The sequence below is a fragment of the Deltaproteobacteria bacterium genome (genome assembly GCA_016874735.1).
Classification (GTDB): domain Bacteria; phylum Bdellovibrionota_B; class Oligoflexia; order Oligoflexales; family CAIYRB01; genus CAIYRB01.
On sequence record VGTI01000006.1, the window covers coordinates 16106 to 35202 of the forward strand.

Annotated in this window: 17 protein-coding genes; 8 read left to right on the forward strand and 9 right to left on the reverse strand. The window is 53.3% G+C overall.

Annotated elements, in window-relative coordinates; translation table 11 throughout:
- Positions 1 to 3 precede the first annotated feature (3 nt).
- Positions 4 to 2412, forward strand: a complete 2409-nt coding sequence (locus FJ146_05530; protein ID MBM4251410.1) for a transketolase — start codon at positions 4 to 6, stop codon at positions 2410 to 2412.
- An 11-nt stretch (positions 2413 to 2423) separates the two neighbouring features.
- Here FJ146_05530 and FJ146_05535 read toward each other — a convergent pair whose 3' ends face one another.
- Positions 2424 to 3026, reverse strand: coding sequence for an HD domain-containing protein (locus FJ146_05535; GenBank protein MBM4251411.1), 603 nt, complete (start codon positions 3024 to 3026; stop codon positions 2424 to 2426).
- A gap of 9 nt (positions 3027 to 3035) precedes the next feature.
- Here FJ146_05535 and ppk1 point away from each other — a divergent pair, with 9 nt between their 5' ends.
- Entirely contained in the window at positions 3036 to 5390 is a 2355-nt protein-coding gene (ppk1, locus tag FJ146_05540) for a polyphosphate kinase 1 (GenBank protein MBM4251412.1), read from the forward strand.
- On the opposite strand, the gene FJ146_05545 is transcribed toward ppk1, so the two are convergent.
- The 5 genes from FJ146_05545 to FJ146_05565 all read right to left on the reverse strand — a co-directional run bounded on the left by FJ146_05545 (position 5391) and on the right by FJ146_05565 (position 10547).
- Complete coding sequence (locus FJ146_05545) at positions 5391 to 6692, reverse strand: hypothetical protein (GenBank protein MBM4251413.1); 1302 nt, start codon at positions 6690 to 6692, stop codon at positions 5391 to 5393. It abuts the gene before it with no gap.
- A gap of 74 nt (positions 6693 to 6766) precedes the next feature.
- On the reverse strand, positions 6767 to 7726 hold the full coding sequence (locus FJ146_05550; GenBank protein MBM4251414.1) for a hypothetical protein: 960 nt from the start codon (positions 7724 to 7726) through the stop codon (positions 6767 to 6769).
- Positions 7723 to 8613 (reverse strand): hypothetical protein, encoded by an 891-nt coding sequence (locus FJ146_05555; protein MBM4251415.1) that lies wholly within the window; start codon positions 8611 to 8613, stop codon positions 7723 to 7725. The genes FJ146_05550 and FJ146_05555 overlap by 4 nt, the downstream gene beginning before the upstream one ends.
- A gap of 238 nt (positions 8614 to 8851) precedes the next feature.
- A complete protein-coding gene (locus tag FJ146_05560; protein ID MBM4251416.1) occupies positions 8852 to 9211 on the reverse strand; it encodes a nucleotide pyrophosphohydrolase in 360 nt (119 codons plus the stop codon).
- Positions 9189 to 10547: a hypothetical protein gene (locus FJ146_05565; GenBank protein ID MBM4251417.1), complete on the reverse strand. Its 1359-nt coding sequence runs from the start codon at positions 10545 to 10547 to the stop codon at positions 9189 to 9191. The genes FJ146_05560 and FJ146_05565 overlap by 23 nt, the downstream gene beginning before the upstream one ends.
- Before the next feature lie 59 nt (positions 10548 to 10606).
- Here FJ146_05565 and FJ146_05570 point away from each other — a divergent pair, with 59 nt between their 5' ends.
- The 6 genes from FJ146_05570 to FJ146_05595 all read left to right on the forward strand — a co-directional run bounded on the left by FJ146_05570 (position 10607) and on the right by FJ146_05595 (position 16064).
- Positions 10607 to 11455, forward strand: coding sequence for a 3-hydroxybutyryl-CoA dehydrogenase (locus FJ146_05570; GenBank protein MBM4251418.1), 849 nt, complete (start codon positions 10607 to 10609; stop codon positions 11453 to 11455).
- 28 nt (positions 11456 to 11483) lie between these two features.
- Entirely contained in the window at positions 11484 to 12284 is an 801-nt protein-coding gene (locus tag FJ146_05575) for a hypothetical protein (protein MBM4251419.1), read from the forward strand.
- A gap of 107 nt (positions 12285 to 12391) precedes the next feature.
- Complete coding sequence (locus tag FJ146_05580; protein MBM4251420.1) at positions 12392 to 12823, forward strand: hypothetical protein; 432 nt, start codon at positions 12392 to 12394, stop codon at positions 12821 to 12823.
- Positions 12820 to 13980, forward strand: coding sequence for an A/G-specific adenine glycosylase (locus FJ146_05585; GenBank protein ID MBM4251421.1), 1161 nt, complete (start codon positions 12820 to 12822; stop codon positions 13978 to 13980). Before FJ146_05580 ends, FJ146_05585 begins: the two co-directional genes overlap by 4 nt.
- A 7-nt stretch (positions 13981 to 13987) precedes the next feature.
- Positions 13988 to 15493, forward strand: coding sequence for a sigma-54-dependent Fis family transcriptional regulator (locus FJ146_05590; GenBank protein ID MBM4251422.1), 1506 nt, complete (start codon positions 13988 to 13990; stop codon positions 15491 to 15493).
- Between the two features lie 4 nt (positions 15494 to 15497).
- The gene (locus FJ146_05595) at positions 15498 to 16064 is read left to right on the forward strand and encodes a dihydroneopterin aldolase (protein MBM4251423.1); all 567 of its coding nucleotides are present in this window, start codon (positions 15498 to 15500) and stop codon (positions 16062 to 16064) included.
- A 19-nt stretch (positions 16065 to 16083) separates the two neighbouring features.
- Here FJ146_05595 and FJ146_05600 read toward each other — a convergent pair whose 3' ends face one another.
- The 3 genes from FJ146_05600 to FJ146_05610 are packed head-to-tail and all read right to left on the reverse strand — an operon-like array spanning position 16084 to position 19070.
- Positions 16084 to 16863, reverse strand: a complete 780-nt coding sequence (locus tag FJ146_05600) for an SDR family oxidoreductase (GenBank protein MBM4251424.1) — start codon at positions 16861 to 16863, stop codon at positions 16084 to 16086.
- The gene (locus FJ146_05605; GenBank protein MBM4251425.1) at positions 16860 to 17282 is read right to left on the reverse strand and encodes a 6-carboxytetrahydropterin synthase; all 423 of its coding nucleotides are present in this window, start codon (positions 17280 to 17282) and stop codon (positions 16860 to 16862) included. The genes FJ146_05600 and FJ146_05605 overlap by 4 nt, the downstream gene beginning before the upstream one ends.
- Before the next feature lie 24 nt (positions 17283 to 17306).
- The gene (locus tag FJ146_05610; protein ID MBM4251426.1) at positions 17307 to 19070 is read right to left on the reverse strand and encodes an aromatic amino acid hydroxylase; all 1764 of its coding nucleotides are present in this window, start codon (positions 19068 to 19070) and stop codon (positions 17307 to 17309) included.
- Between the last annotated feature and the right edge of the window lie 27 nt (positions 19071 to 19097).

Here is a 19097-nt window from a genome sequence, read left to right on the forward strand (position 1 = left end):
ACCGTGGCCAAAGCCAGCCGAGCCAATACTAGTCGCGGCAAGCCAATAGACAAGACCGAACTATTGGCCGATTATCGGCTCGGGTGGGCCAGCCGCCATGCCAGCCTCATCGGACGTAAAGAAGTACTCACGGGTAAGGCCAAGTTTGGGATTTTTGGCGACGGTAAGGAAGTGGCTCAACTCGCCATGGCTAAAGCCTGGCGACCCGGTGACTGGCGTAGTGGTTATTACCGCGACCAGACGATCATGTTGGCTGTTGGCGTTTGTACGCTCAAACAACTTTTTGCACAGCTCTATGCTGACACCGACCTTGCGCACGACCCGATGTCGGGTGGTAGACAGATGAACGCGCATTTCTCGACGCGCTACATCGATGCCGACGGGCGTTGGCTCAGTCAGACGGCCCAGGCCAATACGGCGGCCGATTTGTCACCCACAGCCGCCCAGATGGGACGCCTCGTGGGCCTCGGTTACGCCTCTAAGTTGTATCGGCAAAACCCCAGGCTTCATGGGCTCAAAGATTTCTCCGTCAATGGTAACGAAGTCGCCTTTGGCACCATCGGCAATGCTAGTGCCGCGGAAGGCATATTTTGGGAAGCCTTAAATGCCTGCGGTGTCCTGCAGGTACCCGTGGCCGTATCGGTGTGGGACGATGGTTTTGGTATCTCCGTACCCAATAAGTACCAGATGACTAAGGACTCGATCTCGGCCGTTTGTGCAGGATTTGCTGCCGATGATAGCGTCGATGGCTACGACATTTATGTGGTGAAAGGCTGGGATTATCCGGCTTTGGTCGCGTCATACACAAACGGTATCGACCGTGTCCGTAAGCTTCATCGTCCGGCCCTCTATCACATTACGGAACTAACACAGCCGCAAGGCCATTCAACTAGCGGTAGCCACGAACGCTACAAAACTGCCGCGCGGTTGCAGTTCGAGCAAGACGCTGACTGCCTGAAACGGATGCGTGAGTGGCTACTCAGTGCCGCTATTGCCACCGAGGCCGAGCTCAACGAAGCCGAATCACTGGCTCTGGCCGATACGGAAAAAGCACGTTCGGAGGCGTGGCAAGAATATCTGCAACCAATCAGTAACGAGCGTGCCGCGCTGATGGCGATTTATGACCGCATTGCTGAGGCATGTGAGCGGCACGACCTGGTTGATGAAGCGAAAAAGCACCTTAGCAAATTACCTGCGCTACTACGCCGCGGCATCGTTAGCTCGGCCCGCAAGACACTTTTTGAACTGCGTCTAGAAACGGACGAAGTCAAGGCTCCACTGCGCGATTTTGTGCAGCATCAGCAAGCCATCAACCAAGATCGCTATACCCGGTGGGTCCATAGCGAGACGGCAAGCTCACCACTTAACGTTAAAGAAGTACCCGCCATCTACGGAGACATCCCGCAGAGTGTTCCCGGCAATGAGGTGATTCAGCGTTGTTTTGACGCCTTGTTCGCCAGAGAACCGCGCCTATTCATCATTGGCGAGGATGTAGGTAAACTGGGAGATGTAAACCAAAACTTCAAAGGTCTACAGGAGAAGTACGGTGAATGGTGCCTCACCGACACCGGCATACGGGAAGCCACTATTTTAGGCCAGGGCTTAGGGGCTGCCATGCGCGGCCTACGTCCTGTCGTCGATATTCAGTATCTTGATTATCTACTCTACTGTTTCCAGTTGCTCTCAGACGATTTGGCAACTTTGCACTATCGCTCGGCTGGTGGTCAGATCGCCCCGGTGATTGTGCGTACTAAAGGTCATCGGCTTGAGGGAATTTGGCACAGTGGGTCCCCGATGGGAGTCATCACGAGCGGTCTTAGAGGTATGCATATTTGCGTTCCCAGATCGATGGTACAGGCCGCAGGCATGTACAACACGCTCTTCCAAGGTGACGATCCTGCTTTAGTTATCGAAGTGCTCAGCGGCTATCGCCTGCGTGAAGCCGTGCCGGAAAACTTAAGTGAGTTTACAGTTCCACTTGGGGTACCAGAAGTGGTGATCTCTGGATCTGACATCACCGTAGTTACCTATGGCGCCTGCGTGCGCATTGCTGAAGAAGCAGCGGAACGCCTGGCGCATGCTGGTGTGAGTCTAGAGGTTATCGATGTGCGGACGCTACTACCGTTCGATAGACCGCAGCTCATCGCCCAGTCGATCAAGAAAACCAACGCCGCGATCTTTATGGACGAGGATGTCCCTGGTGGTGCTACGGCTTTCATGATGCAGCAAGTGCTGGAACACCATGGAGCCTACGACTACCTCGATGCCCCACCTAGAACCTTAACAGCACCTGCGAACAGACCGGCTTACGCCTCTGACGCCGATTACTGGTGTAAACCGAGCGTTGAGGACCTGGTCGAAGTAGCGATGAGCATCATGCACGAGCGTGACCCAGCGACACACAAAATCTAGGAGCACGCGCACTACCGGTAACGTCTCAGTTTATTTTGTAAGGACTTGAGCTCGCCTAGCAAAGGTGATTCTAAGTCCTCCTCCCGGCAAACTTGCAGTAGCAGTTGTACCTTTTCCCGCAGCTTGGGCATCCTCGGTTTGAGTCCCAACGCTAAAGCGCGTTCACAGTTATCGATGAGATCGGCGCAACGCGCCAGCAGCGCCCCCTCGCCAACGACCGCACAGCGGGCCACGCTGTCGGCATATCTGGCTATTGGATCTCGAATTCTCAAATCATTGGTGGTAGCCTGCACTGTCGAGGCAACCTCAAGTCCGAAATGCCGCATGACTTGCTGGGGACTCATGAGGGACTTTTCGAGCAAGTCGTGCAGAAGTCCGCCAAGAACGACGTTTAGCCCGTAGCCTTGAGACATCAGCTTGAAAGCCACCCGTAAGCTATGCATAATTAAGGGTTTTCTACCCTTCTTAGGGCGAGATTTGGTGGCTACAAACAGGACCTGGATAGCGTGCTCGAGTGGCTCTTCGCATGCTATAATCATGGGTATGGCAGACTCTGTCTGGACTGCCACCCCTCGCTGTAAGCGCCTCAGTTTCTTTAGCTTTTTTTTTGCCATATCTGAAAAATTAACGCGAATGACCCGACCAAATCAAGCACTGTCCGCACTCCTTGCGGCTGGAGGCCCATTTTGACTGCTGAACTTTTAACCACCAAGACGCCAGCGGCACCGGGCGACCCCTACTTCAATAAAGAGCTAAGTTGGCTCGAATTCAACGCTAGGGTACTAGACGAAGCCCTTAGCGACGACACCCCACTTTTGGAACGCCTGAAGTTCTTGTCTATTTTCAGCTCCAATTTGGACGAATTCTTCATGGTCCGGGTCGCCGGCCTAAAGAAAATGGCCCAAGAGGGTCTGCGGCTGAGCGATTCGCCGGATTCGATGGAGACTAGCGCCGTACTCTCTGGCATTCGGCAGCGGACGATTGAGCTGCAGCAGATGCAGTACAAGTGCCTCAACGACAAAGTGCTACCTGCCCTGGCTCATTATGGGATCCGCATTGTCAGGCTCGATACGTTAACGAGCAAACAAAAAGCTGCGATCGATGGCTATTTTGAGTCCGATGTCAGCCCGGTATTGACCCCACTCGCCTTCGACCCGGCACACCCTTTTCCATTCCTGTCCAACCAATCACTTTACCTAACAGTTCGCTCTGGTGGACCTAATCGGGGCAGCGATGACTTAGCTGGCCTCGGGTTTGTCGAAATCCCGTCGATTTTGCCGCGGCTCATCCGGGTGCCAACCGACCGGCCTGAGGATGCGCAGTTTATCTTGCTCGAGGATCTCATCGCTCATCATTTGCAGAGCCTCTTTTTTGGCGTTGAGGTTGAGGCAGCATTCACCATCCGCGTTCTGCGCAATCTTGATTATAACCTGCTCGAAAATAAGGTCGTCGACCTCCTCAAGTCTGTGCAAAAAGAAATCACCGAGGCTGAACACCAAGAGGTCGTGCGCTTTGAAATCGATGGCGAAGTTCCGCCAAACCTCTTGGCACTTCTGCGTGAGCGTCTGAATATTAGCGATGCCGACATTTATCATTTACCGAAACCGCTCAATATCCCAGCTTTCATGCCCCTCTACAATGCTGTGCACCAGGACGACCTCCGTGATCCTCCGTTTAACCCCAGGCTGCCGCCAGCCCTGGCAAACAGTGAAGACATGTTCTCAGTGATCGCCAAAAAAGACCTATTGGTGCATCACCCCTACGAAAGTTTTTACGCCGTCACTGAGTTTCTGCACCTTGCTGCACAAGACCCCCATGTCCTGGCGATTAAACAAACTCTTTACCGCACGGCCGGTGACTCACCCATCATTGACGCTCTGATTACAGCTGCTGAAAATGGCAAACAAGTCACGGCGGTGGTCGAGCTCAAGGCGCGGTTTGATGAGCGCAACAATATCATCTGGGCACGCCGCCTCGAGCGGGCTGGAGCCAACGTGGTGTTCGGTTTTGTCGGCTTAAAGACGCACTGCAAGGCCACGCTCGTCGTCCGCCGCGAGAAGCAGCGATTGGTTCGTTATGTCCATTTGTCGACGGGCAATTACAATTCGAGCACCGCTAAGCTTTATACAGACATTGGGTTATTCACCGCGGACGAAAGTATCGGTCGCGATATTTCTACCATATTCAATTTAATCACGGGTTTTGACGTCCTGACTGGCGTACATAAGATCCCTGAAGAAGTCATCCTTAAAAAGATCGAAAAACTAGCAGTCGCCCCCCTGAACATGCGCCTCACGGTACTGCATCTTATTGAGCAGGAAATTATTGGTCAGAATACGCGTGGCGACGGCTTTATCATGGCTAAAATGAATGCCCTGGTAGACAAAGACATCATCGATGCACTCTACAAGGCATCGCAAGCCGGGGTGAAAATACGGCTGATTATTCGCGGTATGTGCTGCCTGCGCCCCGGAGTTGCCGGACTCAGTGAAAACATCGAAGTGATCTCGATCGTCGACAGATTCCTCGAGCATTCGCGCATCTTTTACTTCCACGCTGGAGGCGAACATAAAGTGTTTCTTGCCAGCTCAGACTGGATGCCGCGTAACATGGATCGCCGCATTGAGATCGCGTTCCCCATTGAACAAAAAGAAATAAAGGCACGACTTATCACGGAAGTTCTGGAGACTGCCTGGAGCGATAACGTTAAGGCGCGTGTGCTCTCGCCAGAGGGTAAATACAGCCTTAGGAAACGCGGCAATAATGAGCCTGAAATCAGATCTCAGCTCAAATTTATTGAATTTGCCCGTAAAGGTGGCATCCAATCGATACCCTACGACATTGCTATTAAGCACAATCCCATGCGACAACAAGGCAAAAGGCCCATCGCCAAAAGGCGTAGTAAAAAACCAGAGAAACCGACACAAGTCAGTTTGGTGTCGTCCACTACATCACAAAATCGTGACGACAAGTCCTAGCTAGAAGCGATAGATGAATCCGAGCGGGATGCCAATTTTGCGATAAAGATAAGCACCCGGTAGCTCACCATTACTGTCTATACCCAACGAGCTATAGGTGTAGGTAAGACCTGCTTCAACAACCAATTGATAGTAGCCCTTTTCCCGACTGTGTGCGGGGGAGGTACGACGTACAGCTTTCTGGATCAGTCCTAGTTGAATCCCGGTGGCAACCATCGTGTACGGAGTCAAGGGCGTCAGACCAGCTATGATTTGTACCAAGTTGATGGTACCGAAACCAATCAATGGATTATCACCGCGCTGTCCTGGCCCTATATTACTTGGCTCGGCATGGATACCCATGAGCAAATTGAGGCGAGGCATAGCGCTGATAATAGCCCCAGCGCTGACGGACGTCGTATCATAGAGATCCTGCTTAGACTGCTTGAGACTTACGAGGGAAAATCCGGTTTGTGATTTATCTACACGATTGTGACGCAGGTCAGTTAAGATCCTAACTCTATGGCCTACCCCGAGTTGCGCTCCGAGCAAGATAGAACTGAATGATTTACTGCCGCTAAAAGCATCCCCGGCGTTACCGAGGCCACCGTCAACGCCCGTACCATCGAGGAGGGGAGATTTAACGTTTAAGCTAACTTTTTGCTGACTCATGACATCAGTGGCAACACCGACCTGCAGAACACCGGGAACTACGACCGCACGAACGCCGACGATCACACTAGTCTGACTCCCAGAGCCATCGACATCGGCTAGAAGACTATTGTCCGAAGAGGACGTCATCTTAGCTTTAAATGTCGCCGCCTGGTACGTGGCGCCAAGCCCAATGCCAAGTCGCTCGTTAATCCTGTAGCCAAAGGTGCCTCCACCGACGCCATTAACTTTAGCGTTAACGCTGAGGTCGATAAAGTTTTGCGCTCCAAGAATGACGATTGGAATCTTCGGCTTCTTCACGTTGACCGAAACTGGGATCGCAGGAATGTAAAATCCACCGATGCCGATACGTGGCGTCATTTTGTAGATAAAAGCAGGTTTGGTAATTGGCGCGTTAAACCCTGAGTTACTCACCGTTACCGGATCAAAGCCTGGGTAGCGAACCTTGATCTGCTCATCCCGGAGAAACTCGGCAATGTAGACCGCCTGGTGCTGCTCAAGAAAAGCCGCATTAGCTGGGTTAGCGTCAGCTGCCTCTGCCGTCGAGTATGCCGCCATAGCTTGGCCAAGCAGAGGGTCAGCGTAAGCCTTGGGAAGACCACCAAAACCCAAAATCATCGCCAAAAACAAAGTAGATTTAGTTGATCCCACCAGATTCTCACTCATGTCATCGTGAGTTAATCTGGCTATGGTAACAAGAGGGTCTCGTTCAGGGAAGCGGTGGTTTAGAGCTTGTACTGTTTAACCTGCAGTTCGATCCTTAACTCCCCTAGAAGTTGGCTAGCCACATCTCCCAGAGTATCATTTAATTTTATGAATTCGCGCAAGTTCCCTGTAACAACGACCATGGGCACCATAATGGGGTTGGTGTTCCAGTAATACTCGATACTCTTAAAGGCCAACGTCTCAGCTACTGGCAGTGTCTCATAGCCTGTTGCCGTGATGCCCCAGTGTAAAACTTTATCAAACTTTATGTTGGCATCACCATCACGCTGGTACTTCTTCAGAACGACATCTTCACCTTTGGAGTTTTTGGCAGCGAAGACCTTGACGTTGAATTTACCATTTGCCGTAGTCAGTTTGCCCGTTGCCGCATCGCTCTGCGTAGCGGTCGAAGCAATTTCACGCTCAAACCCCAAGTACTCGCGAGGATCCTGAACAATCGGTCCGATCAGCAACGGACGTGCTGGAGCAAAATCGACCTTTCCGATCCGCGAAGCCGACACCATTTTATCGGCGGCCGTAAGCTTATCCAGCGAGATAAAGCTCTCCGCATTTTTACCACCGACCATTGCTGCGAGATTGATATCGTCAACCTTTATACCCATGCAGTTGATCGAGGCTCCTAACTTGCCGAGAGTAAAGTCAGACATCACTTTGGCAGAGGCTTCACCAATACAGAGCGTATCCGGCTCCGCAGCAGGGTTTCTCTTCAGCTCCTCCTGGTACTCAGAGTAGCGAGTTTGGTTGAAGATAAAAATATCGTAGGTGACACTGACAAGCTCAGTCGCTTTCTTCATGTCGAGCCCTGGGCGTTCGGCATCTGAAATCTGCGTGACGCGCGGCTTGCTCTGCTGATTACCAATCGAGCTAAAAACAGAATCATCCGACCCGCTGGTACAGCCCCAGGCGGGGAGCATTAGCAGTCCCATCTTAGTCACGAATCTGCTCGCGCAAAGTTTCATGAGTTAGCCCTCACTGCTAGTACCGAATCTAGCGTACCCTTCATGACTGTGCCTAAAATCGCACCCATCTGGCTGTCGATGATGGAGCTGACACCGAAGTCGTACATGTTAATCGCCATAAAGACATCGACGTAGGTATCACCGGCAAATGGCGTGAACAACACCACGGTCTCGATACTGTGCAAAATCGACTTGGCATAGGGCACCCCATTGTTCGAGCGTGCCACCACGGCAAAAGTGTTTTCGAATAATTGACCGCTGATATCGATCTGCTGGTACGCTTTAACGATGCCGCTCATCTCAATTTCGATGCTCGCGTCTAGCGTTAAGTTGTCCATGTCGAGGACGGGAGGCTTGGCCAGGGTGACCTTAGTCGTCGCTAAATTTTTCAGTTTGCTAAGTTCGCTTTCGGGCAGCTTTACCTCGCCTGCCGCGGCATTTTTGTTGTTCTTCATGAAAGACGAGAGCACACCAGCGAGGTCCAGTATCGAACGATTGAGCCATACCTGGGCGCGGTAGGCACGGTAGATGACTTTAGGGTCTTCGGGGTTTGAGCTACGGACTTTGCTAGCCTCGGCTTGGGAGCTCACTGGAGTGCCGTCTCCTAGCGCCGTGCCATCTGCGTTCACAAATCTAAAGGTGGTGAGGCCCGCGTAGTTCTGTGCCCCCTCTCCAGCCAGAGGGCAGTCACCGATCTGCATGGTCAAGTCTTTAACCGATGGAGCCTCTGTCCTCTCACGCAAATACTTGCAAAGTGGTGTCAGCGTGCCTTGCAAAGTCGCGGGCTGGCTGAAAAGCGCACTAACCGACGCGGCAGACTTCGACGGAGCTCCGCACCCGGAGAGGGGCGCGATGCCAAGCAACGTCATGAGCGCGAATCGTTTCATGCCAAGCCTTCCTATGGGTAGCCCACCAGCACCGTTCATTAGCGCTTTCGGAAGAGTTAGCGCAAAACTTAAATCATTATTAATTATTGTTTATTTTCAGGTACTTGGAAGATTTTATTGGCTTACATTTGATAAGCCGCTTTTGACTCCAGCAGGCTTTTTTGCGTCCCAGAGACATGCAGGAAACCCCAGCTACTGCAGTCGATTTAGCCTCGTAAAAAGCCAATCCTTCAGCCTTTCAAGGCTCCTTAAGCTCCGTATATTTCGTCGCTCGCCCTTTAGCCAGATCAACCGGATATTTTGCTGCGTTCTTGGCAAGCTTAGCCCAAATCGCCGCCTCCAGATCAACGCCGAGCACATCGGACAAACGCAGCACATAAAGCATCACGTCGGCTAACTCATCGCGGACATTCTCTGCCACCGCTGGTGTCGCCGTGACGGCAGCACTTTGCTCGGGAGTTAACCATTGGAAAATTTCTGTAAGCTCCCCTACCTCGCCACTTAGCGCCATCACTAAATTCTTCGGCGTATGGAACTGATCCCAGTCCCGAGCAGCGGCAAAACTTCTGAGATGCTCACAAATTTTCTTGGAATCCATAAGTAAATCCTCCGGCATCTGAGGCCATGTTTTTGTATTCTTCCATCACCGCGTGCTGCGTGGCTGCCCGACATTTGGCGGCAATCTCTAGGCGCTCAGATACGGGATCGCTTCCAATAACTAGCCCGCTGCCGGCGGCATAAGCAAACTGTCCGTCACCCCGCCCTACAAAGGTCCTTATCAGGACCGAAGAGTCCCATGCACCGTCGTCGCTAAGGGAGAACATATGGCCCATAAAGTAACCGCGGGCTCTGCCCTCAAACTGACGGATGGCGGCCATCACCTCACGCTTGGGTGCCCCTGTGATTGACCCAGCCGGACAGAGCTTTTGCAGTAACGCCCCCCAGTTGAGCGGCGTTGCCAGTGCGCCGCGAATCTTAGCCTGCAGGTGATGGACGCCACAGGCACTTATCAATGCGGCATGCTCATCGACTTTTACGGAACCCAAGCGACATACCTGCTGCAAGTCGTTGCGCATGAGGTCGACAATCATGGCAAGCTCGGCACGATCCTTGGTGCTTGCCGTCAGATGAAGCGCAGCTTTTTGATCAGCTAACGGGTCACCGTCGTGACGCGGTGCCGTACCTTTGATGGGATAGGTCACGATCTCTGGAGCACCGTTGCCGGCTTGGACCGTGACAAAGCGCTCAGGACTCAGAGACATCAAGGTGAGACCAGGAAGCTCCAGGTAGCCACTCATGACACCGCCGCAAAGGTCCATACGTGCCACCAGCTCGCGGCGCTGTAGGCGCTCACGCAGATCAAAAAAGCGGAGTAAATTGAGCTGGTAATACCGTCCTGCCCGAATATCTTCGATCACGCGATCGACCAGAGATTCGTAGGCGTCGTCGGAAATAGCGGGCGTTAGCTGTAGAGCGTCGCAAAAGTGCGGCATGACGGAGCAGCTCTGCACGAGCCGTTCACTTAACGCCGCAGCATCAACCCAGACATCCCCAGGCTGACGTGCCTCGGACTGCCGCGGCACGTAGAGTTTACCCTCCACGCGGTCATAAACCAGAGCCGATTCCACCCGCACAACGCGAGGGGGCGCACCTGCAACGTCATGCGGTAAGTCTGCAAACTGATCGTAGCTGAGGACCCCAATATAGCCACTGTGCATGGGCCCTGAGTCCTGACGGGGGGAGCGAATCTCCAGCGCAGCAAACTCTGCCCACGGGACTTCGCGAAAATGGGTCGCCACCGTCAAAAAACGCCCACCGCGGCCAAGACAAACCAGTGGTAGCTCCGCTGGCCATAGGGCGGCAATCTCAGACATATATAGATTTGATAGGCGAATAGGTGGTAACCACATGGGCGAGTCTATACCACGATGCATTGGCGCTCGCGAGTCAGGATCAAAAGGCGAGCCTAGCCTTTTTTGGGGAGGTAAACGATATGCTACAACACGGTTTCAACCGCATAGGTGTCCTGGGTGCAGGCCAAATGGGTAGTGGAATCGCTCAGGTATGCGCATCGAACGGCATCCATGTGACCCTGGTCGACCACGCCGCAGCGCAACTCGACAGAGCCAAAGCCGGCATTACCGCAAGTCTCGCTAAGCTCGAAGCCAAGGGGTTGGTCGATGCCGCCAAGGCAAGCGTACACCTTCATTACGCGACGGACATTGGTGATCTGGCTGGCGCAGACCTCGTGATCGAAGCCGTATCAGAAGACGAGACGCTTAAAACGCGTCTTTTGACTCAAGTGGATAAGCTTCTAGGCCCAAACGCCATCATCGCTAGTAATACGTCGTCGATACCGATCACGCGCCTGGCTGCAGCAACCTCCCGACCTACCCAGGTCGTTGGTATGCACTTTATGAATCCCGTACCTTTGATGAAGCTGGTCGAGGTAATCCCCGGGATGGCCACATCTGAGGCAACGACTGGCAGGATCTTGGCTCTTTGTCATGCACTCGGTAAAGAGGTGTCACGCAGTCAGGATTATCCTGGATTCGTCGTCAACCGGATCCTGATGCCGATGATTAACGAGGCTTTTTGCGCCCTGATGGAGGGCGTCGCCACGGCCGAGGATATCGACAAAGGCATGCGCCTTGGCACCAATCAGCCTATGGGGCCACTGGCTCTTGCCGATTTCATTGGTCTAGACACCTGCCTTGCGATCATGCAGGTGCTGCATAACGGCCTTGGCGATCCCCGATACCGCCCATCGCCACTTTTGAAAAAGTATGTAGAGGCAGGCTTTTTAGGGCGTAAAACCAAGCGCGGAGTCTATACTTACTAACCGCAACTCTAAATGGCGAGGCTCCCTGATGACAACTGAACCCGAATTCGCAACACTGATCGTTGACCAACAAGGCGCCGTCTGTCGCATCACCATTAATCGCCCCGATCATCTGAACGCGCTCAATACACAGGTGTTTGAAGAGCTAGAGCAAGTCCTTTACGGCGGCATGTTATCAGCCGACCAGACGCGCGTTTTGGTGCTTGAGGGAGCTGGGCAACGCGCCTTTGTGGCCGGTGCTGATATCGCGGCGATGCAGGCTTTCGCGCCAGAAGAAGCACGAGCCTTTGCCCGGACGGGGCAAATGATTACCAAGGCACTAGAGTCATCGCCTTTTGTGACTGTCGCAAAAGTTCAGGGCTACGCGCTCGGTGGCGGCTGCGAACTCGCTATGGCTTGTGACATCGTCATCGCCTCGCGCAATGCCAAGTTTGGCCAGCCTGAGGTCAATCTTGGGCTGATTCCCGGATTCGGTGGTACACAGCGCCTGGTGCGTCGCGTCGGTATGCACGTGGCGATGGATATGCTGCTTTGTGGCCGTGGTCGGACCGTTAGCGGTACCGAAGCCCATCAGTTGGGACTTGCATCACGAGTGGTCGATGACGACAAGTTAGAGGCAGAAGTTGGCAAGGTGATTCAAGCAATACTGGCAGCCGGCCCGATGGCCGTGGCCGATTGTAAACGTTTGGTACGCGAAGCGTATGCTATGACTCTTGATGCTGGCCTAAATGCGGAGGCAACGAGTTTTGCCCATTGTTTTTCGGGGAATGAGGCTGAGGAGGGAATCAGTGCTTTCCTCGATAAACGGAATCCAGCATTTACGCGGTAACTAAAGAAGTGCCCTAAGAACTTGACCGACAAGGCAAGTCGCCTTAACAATAGAAATGGATTTTATTAGTTTAGTGCCGCCGTCAGCCTTAAAGGAGTACCAAGACTATGGCAATCGAAAAACCCCTGAGCGATTTCTTGAGTAACTTTCAAAAAGACGTTAAGCAGCTTCAAAAGAAGATCAAGCAAGAGACAGATCATCTGGTCAGTAAGGCAAAGACGGCTGCAAACAAGGACAGCATCCAAGCCAAGCGCCAGGAAGTCGAGCACCTGGTTGAGCAAAAGCTGAAGAAGCTGGAGCCCACCATCAACCGCTTCGTTCACGAGCTCAACAACACCGCAAAAAAGGCTGGACTCGATCTGACCGACCTCGAAAAGAAAGTGCGTAGCAATCTCGCTACCGCTCGCGGTCGTCTCGGCAAGTCCGCTGCCAAGGGCAAGAAAGCTGGCGCCAAGGCCAAAAAAGCTGCACCTAAAAAAGCTGCCGCTAAACGCCCTTCTGCGCGTAAAGGTGATGCTGGAGCTGCAAGCGAAGCGTGAGTCTCAACTCTATTCAAGTGGCCAGCGCGAAGTCACCGCTTTTAGCGGTAGAAGATTTGCGCTGGCCATTTTCATGCCCCACGCCGCGTAAGTCCCTGCTCAACTGGTATCGGCGCCACAAACGCGATTTACCCTGGCGCTCCTTGTGGCAAAAGTCTGGTGATCCTTACGTCGTCTGGATCAGTGAGATCATGCTGCAGCAGACGGTGATTAAGGCCGTGATTCCCGTCTATCATCGATTCCTGAATCAGTTTCCGGACCTGAGCGCATTTGCAGCGGCTGACGAAGGTCAGGTACGTGAGGCCGTGCGTGGGCTTGGCTACTATCGGCGCTTCGGTTTCATGCACAAAGCCGCTCGTCAACTCGTAGACGCGGGTAGTGCGTGGCCGCAAACTTTTGCCGCCTGGAGGGCTCTACCTGGCGTGGGCGACTATACTGCAGCCGCGGTTAGCAGCATTGCCTTCGGCGTCGCCGAGGCCGTGGTTGATGGCAATGTCGAAAGGGTATTTTGCCGCCTTTTGGATCTACGGCTACCGCCGAATGAACCGCGGCTTAAACGCGCATTCAAGCGCCTAGCACAGCAGCTACTTGACCACGATCACCCCGGTGATTTTAATCAGGCAGTGATGGAGCTTGGTCAGACCATCTGTACCGTGGGCGAACCTAACTGTGCTGCCTGCCCCCTGAAACGACATTGCCTCGCCTATGAACGCAGCAGCCAATCGTTAGCGCCGGCGGCTAAAATTAAGTCGGGAGCACCCATCGATCGGCGCGCGCAACTTGTGATCCTGTTGCGAGACGGCAAGATTGGCCTCGTCGAAAGACCGGCTACCGCTAGATTTTTGCGTGGGACTGCCGGCTTCCTCACGATGATAGACCACAACGAAGTCGCCATGCAGGCAGACGGATGGCCCGAGGATTCATCCCTGCAACTTTGGCTGCAAAAAAATCGCCAATCCATGAGCACAATCGGTAGGTTTAAGCACACGATTACGAAACATCGTATTCAGGTTGAAGTACTTGTGAGCGACCAGCACCCCAAGCTACACGCCATTAAATGGACACCGATCGCTGAAGTAGAGCGATCTTTGCTCGCTAATTTTGATCGCAAGGCTTGGCAACTGCTACATACCAAAAGACCCCACGCCAAGCATTGAGGTGATTGTGCCCACGTCAGTTCTCACACTGAAAGTTCTCCATCTTGATGACGATCCGTTCGAACTTGAGCGCATCAAAACATCGCTGGAAAACCATGCCCTTGACTGTCAGTTCCAGGTGACCAGCGTGTCCAAACCTGGCGATTTTATCACTGCATTGGATCACGAGCCCGATGTGGTGATTCTCGACGTCCACATCAATGATGAGCACACCAACGGCATTCAGCTAGCGGGTAGCACTAGAGAAAAACTACCAAGCACAGTGATTCTAATGTGCTCAAGTGCCGATGACGTGACGACTATCAAAAATTCTTTGAATGCTCAGGCTGACGACTTCCTATCAAAACGCTCCGATAGGGGCGAGCTCAGCCTCCGCGTGCTCAATTCTTATCAGTTAGCAAGTTTAAAGCGCCCAGCAAAAAAATCCCTGGCGGTTGCCAATTCTAAAAATGCAGACCAACCAGTGGGAGCGACGATAGCAAGTATTAGTGTGCGCATCCCGAGGCTACTTGATTCAGCTGTGTCGGCAGTTTTTATCAGCGGTGAATCGGGTACTGGTAAAGAGGTGGTGGCCGACTTGATAGGCCAGGCGCTGCATGAAGGCACCCCATTCATAAAGGTAAACTGCGGCGCCATTACGCCAAGCCTGCTTGAAAGCGAACTTTTCGGGCACATCAAAGGAGCCTTTACTGGCGCCACTACGGACAAACGTGGACTTTTAGAAAGTGCGTCTGGTGGCTGGATTTTCTTGGATGAAGTTGCAACACTTTCGCCTGCGGCACAAACCGCACTACTACGCGTCTTAGAGAATAAGACTTTGCTACGCGTGGGGTCTCCTAAACCAGTTCAGGTAGACCTGCGCGTACTCTCCGCCACTAACGAGCCTCTCGCTGAGCTGGTCAAGCAAGGGAAATTTCGGGCCGACCTATGGCAGCGTCTACGCGAGACGGAAATTGTGCTGCCTCCCCTGCGGGAACGCCCTGACGAGATTCCGGCATTGGTCGCGCACTTTTGCGACACTATGGCCGGCGGGCCCTATACCATCAGTGGTCCAGCTCTCACGGCACTCTGCGGTGTTAGCTGGCGTGCAGGCAATATCCGCGAGCTGCGCAATTGCCTCAGAGCCATGACGGAGCAGCACGTCAACAAACTATTAACTCCGCTTGCCATACCTGAGCGTATCTGGGACGAAATCGGAGATCAGAGGCCCTCCACTCAGGACCGCGTCGGCAGCCCGGACCCGAGATCCGACGGGCCTTCGGAGACTCGGGACCAGATCGTACTACCGTGGAGCGCGGACAGCCGTTATACTTACGATTACCTCTGTGACTTGCTACTCCTTGACATCACCCGCAAGGTGGCAGATCGACCAGGTCGACTGTCGTTACGTGGATTAGCACAGACCATTGGCATGTCGCGAAGTACCCTATCGACTAGGCTCAAGGCACTGGTTCATCGCAACCTGATCTCCCTGCGCGAGCTGTCTCAGCTTGTAGGGATTAACGAGGTTTAAAGCATTGTTAACAGATAAAATTCAGTTAAGCCGTATCCGGGTCAATGTCATTGTCGGCATCCTGCCCCCAGAGCGCCTGCTGCCGCAGCCGGTTGATATGAGTATCGATTTAAGCCTCGATTTAGAGGAGGCTGGACACAAAGGTGACTTGAGCAAGTCGATCGACTACTCAGAGCTGCTCAAGCAAGTTAGCTTCATTATGCACGCCGGACGCTTTGAGTTACTCGAAACGGCGGCCCTCGCCATCGTCCACTACCTACTTACTCCTACAGCGAATGGAGCCAAGGTCGAGCGCGCGCGCGTGAGTCTATGCAAAAGAAATGCGCCGCGCGTCAGTCCTGCCTTACCAAAAGTCACCATCACACGGGCCAGAGAGCAGGTTAAAACTACCGAAGAAAAACTGGGTGAAGTGACCGTCCAGCAGATTTTCGCCAGCAAATCTGTGGTGATTCAGAGGTTCACTGGTCGGAGCGCAGCGTATCCGACAGCCGAGATTCATCCTAAATTCAAATCCGAGGATCTTGACCTAGGAAACGGCAGTTTGCTGAGGGTCAGAGGGACGGCCGGTTAACGGGCCGAGCGACTGCCTACTAAGTCGCTAGCATGCCCCCATCAACCGGCAATTCTACACCCGTGATCCAACCAGCTGCTTGACTGGCGAGGAACACTACAGCCCAGGCTATGTCTTCTGGTTGGCCCATCCGCCCAATCGGATGCAGTTTGTCTACATCGGGAACGCTCGCGAGGTAACTTTTTTCGTCAGGATAGCGGCCTCGGTACATAGGCGTATCGACTATCGCTGGCAGTACGGCATTGACCCGGATGCGTTCTGAACCCAACTCCAAAGCCAGAGTGCGCGTCAACTGCCCCAGCGCCGCTTTACTTGCGTTGTAGGCTGCCGCTCCAGGAATCGCTTTAATGGCTAGAGTTGAGCTAACGTTGATGACAGAACCACGACCTGACTTAGCCAAAAGATCAACCATACCTTTTGTGAGCATCACGGGGGCCAGGGCGTTGATATCGAAATTTTGCTGCCACTGACTAACGGTCAACTCACGCAGTGGTTGGCCGCCGAAATAGCCGGCGTTATTGACGAGCACATCTAGCCGTCCTACGGCAACAACTTCGGCGATCACCCGCTGGCGATCCGTCTCAAGACTTAGATCGGCAGCGATCAGATGCGTCTTTGCCGTCCCTAGTTGCGCTACTGCGGCCTCAGTCCGCTCTAATTTGGCACGGTCACGACCTACCAAGATCAATGTCGCTACACCGCTGTGTGCCATAGCTTGTGCCGTTGCCGCACCTATACCTGAGCCAGCACCGGTGATCAGCGCTGTGTAGCCACCTAGACTGAAGGGGGTCTGCATCATGACTGCCGCCGTTTACGGACACGGTTGCTCGCAGTCTCGTGCAATACGATTTCCTCGAGCACGACGTGAGGCGCCTCTTTTTTTAGGACCGCTTCAATACGTTGCCAAATTTTATCAGCAAACACCTCGGTCGTTGGGATAGCTCCCTTCATCCATGCCACATCGACGTTGAGATTCTTGTGATCGACATCAGCAATGACCTTCTCCTTAACAACCTCCTTGAGCTGCCGCAGATTCATGATCATACCCGTCTCATGGTCGAGGGGGCCAGTAACGCTGACCTCAAGAGTGTAATTGTGCCCGTGACCAGCGGGATTCGAGCAGAGACCAAAAACGGCCCGATTGTGCTCTTCGTCCCAATCCGGTCGGTAGAGTCGATGCCCACTACAAAACTCAAAAGCACGCGTGATAGTCATCATGTAAATCAGTCTCTCTTTCTCACGCTAGGCGTGATGAGCAGCCAGGGCTAGACCTTGTCGAATCAACCACTGTTTATCGGCCGCAGCTGTGGCTACCAGCCCACTCAAAAGCATTTCGTTAGCTGGCAAGTCTACCCCGAGCTGCCGCGCTAGCTCAATGATCTCCAAATGCAATAACCACTCATCTGGGAATTTATTGCTAAAAATTGCGGCGACCTCTTTCAACCGTGCCACAAACCTGGACGCATCGCCTTTGTTACTCACCTGATCGCGTAACTGACGTACGGCATCATAAGCTTGAAAGATTGCAATCTCATCGCTAGTAAATGGCGAGGTGCGGGCTGGACTAGATTCCGCCGTACCCACATCATGCGCGCCGTAACGCTCAGCATCGCTCGGTCCACCGGCAACGGCCGTCACCAACTCGCCAACGGCCATGTCAAAATCGCCCCATGAGGGCTCGAAATACGTATCTTCACCGCGCTTGACGGTGCAATCCTTCCACTTGATAATCACAAGATCCCCAGAGTCCCGCCGCAAAATCGAAGCTACCTGCCCAGTCACTTGAAATCCACTGGTCAGCATGAGAGTCGTATGGCTACCAACCTTGATCCCGAGCCGCTGCAAATCACTGTCTGTCGCCTTAGACAGAGGTCTGTCGCTCAGGCTTTGAGCGCGCCCCAAGGGGGTGCTGAAGCCACTCGGATGATGCGCCGTGCTCTGACCCGGTAATTCGGATCCACCAATCGCTAACTGCACGGGACCTTGCCACCGCATAAAGGCCACTTCCATGTGATCTGCTGGTGCAAACCCAGCTAGGACACCGCTGATCTCAATACCGGAATCCAGCGTAGTGGTCGTTACGGTGGCCCCAGCAATTCCCTGTTCAATAGCGTATTTGCCACCACGACGGTAGGATAGCGATTGTTCGAATTCCAGGAGTACCGCTTTGAGATGGTTGATATCCTCGGCAACGAAGAGTTGAGGTTGCGGTTCGGTTATGTCGTAGCTGGTATCGATACAGGCAAGCGTCAGGCGCAGTTTCTTAACTTTAGCGCTGAGACAAGATTGACTCTCGCCAACGGAGGACAACAGGCCAGCACCATATATTTTTGGTGCCTTGAGATCTCCTATCAATCCGTATTCGACAGTCCACCAATTCATCCGCGCCACCTTCGCGGCCTCGGACACATAAGTTATTGCGGCGGTTGCCGCCTGCAAGGCGGCTTGCGCTTCCTCAATCTGCCGCGGGGTGCAATCCGGATTTTCTTTAACATCAGATAGGCGCCGAATCGCTTCGTAGAGCTTGAGGTCTTCGCCCGAGAAAATAGCCTTTTTGGCCATTGCTGCGTACATCTGCAGATATTCAGAGTACTCTGGATTGGCCAGGATTGGTGCGTGACCGGCTGCTTCATGCACGATATCAGGTGCCGGTGTATAGTGAATGTGGTCCACCGAACGCATATCCGAGGCTATCGGCAAAATACGCCGCGCCTGGAAATCGAGAAAGGCCGCGGGTGGGATAAAGCCCTGTACGGGCACAGCACCCCACCCTAGCTCGCGTAACCTTGCATCCATCTCCGCGATATGCGGAATGCGATCGGTAGTAATCCCAGTACGACGCAGCCCTTCAAGATAGATGGGCACCGCGTGCTCTTTAAAGTAATGCGTCGACTGCCGCATAATATAGCGCCAGCCGGCATGATCGCGTGATGAGTATTTAGTTGGTTGCTGCTCAACACAGTACTTCTGGAGGTAAGCTGGTAGATTGGCAATCGTTCTATGCATAGCAATACCTCCTCAAGTTGTGTCCGA

Excerpts from the sequence above, each read along its gene's own strand:
- FJ146_05550 (MBM4251414.1), bottom strand. The coding sequence starts at position 7,726 with ATGAAACTTTGCGCGAGCAGATTCGTGACTAAGATGGGACTGCTAATG.
- FJ146_05610 (MBM4251426.1), bottom strand. The coding sequence starts at position 19,070 with ATGCATAGAACGATTGCCAATCTACCAGCTTACCTCCAGAAGTACTGT.
- FJ146_05580 (MBM4251420.1), top strand. The coding sequence starts at position 12,392 with ATGGCAATCGAAAAACCCCTGAGCGATTTCTTGAGTAACTTTCAAAAA.
- FJ146_05555 (MBM4251415.1), bottom strand. The coding sequence starts at position 8,613 with ATGAAACGATTCGCGCTCATGACGTTGCTTGGCATCGCGCCCCTCTCC.
- FJ146_05605 (MBM4251425.1), bottom strand. The coding sequence starts at position 17,282 with ATGATGACTATCACGCGTGCTTTTGAGTTTTGTAGTGGGCATCGACTC.
- FJ146_05535 (MBM4251411.1), bottom strand. The coding sequence starts at position 3,026 with ATGGCAAAAAAAAAGCTAAAGAAACTGAGGCGCTTACAGCGAGGGGTG.
- FJ146_05575 (MBM4251419.1), top strand. The coding sequence starts at position 11,484 with ATGACAACTGAACCCGAATTCGCAACACTGATCGTTGACCAACAAGGC.
- FJ146_05600 (MBM4251424.1), bottom strand. The coding sequence starts at position 16,863 with ATGATGCAGACCCCCTTCAGTCTAGGTGGCTACACAGCGCTGATCACC.
- FJ146_05560 (MBM4251416.1), bottom strand. The coding sequence starts at position 9,211 with ATGGATTCCAAGAAAATTTGTGAGCATCTCAGAAGTTTTGCCGCTGCT.
- FJ146_05570 (MBM4251418.1), top strand. The coding sequence starts at position 10,607 with ATGCTACAACACGGTTTCAACCGCATAGGTGTCCTGGGTGCAGGCCAA.
- FJ146_05565 (MBM4251417.1), bottom strand. The coding sequence starts at position 10,547 with ATGCATCGTGGTATAGACTCGCCCATGTGGTTACCACCTATTCGCCTA.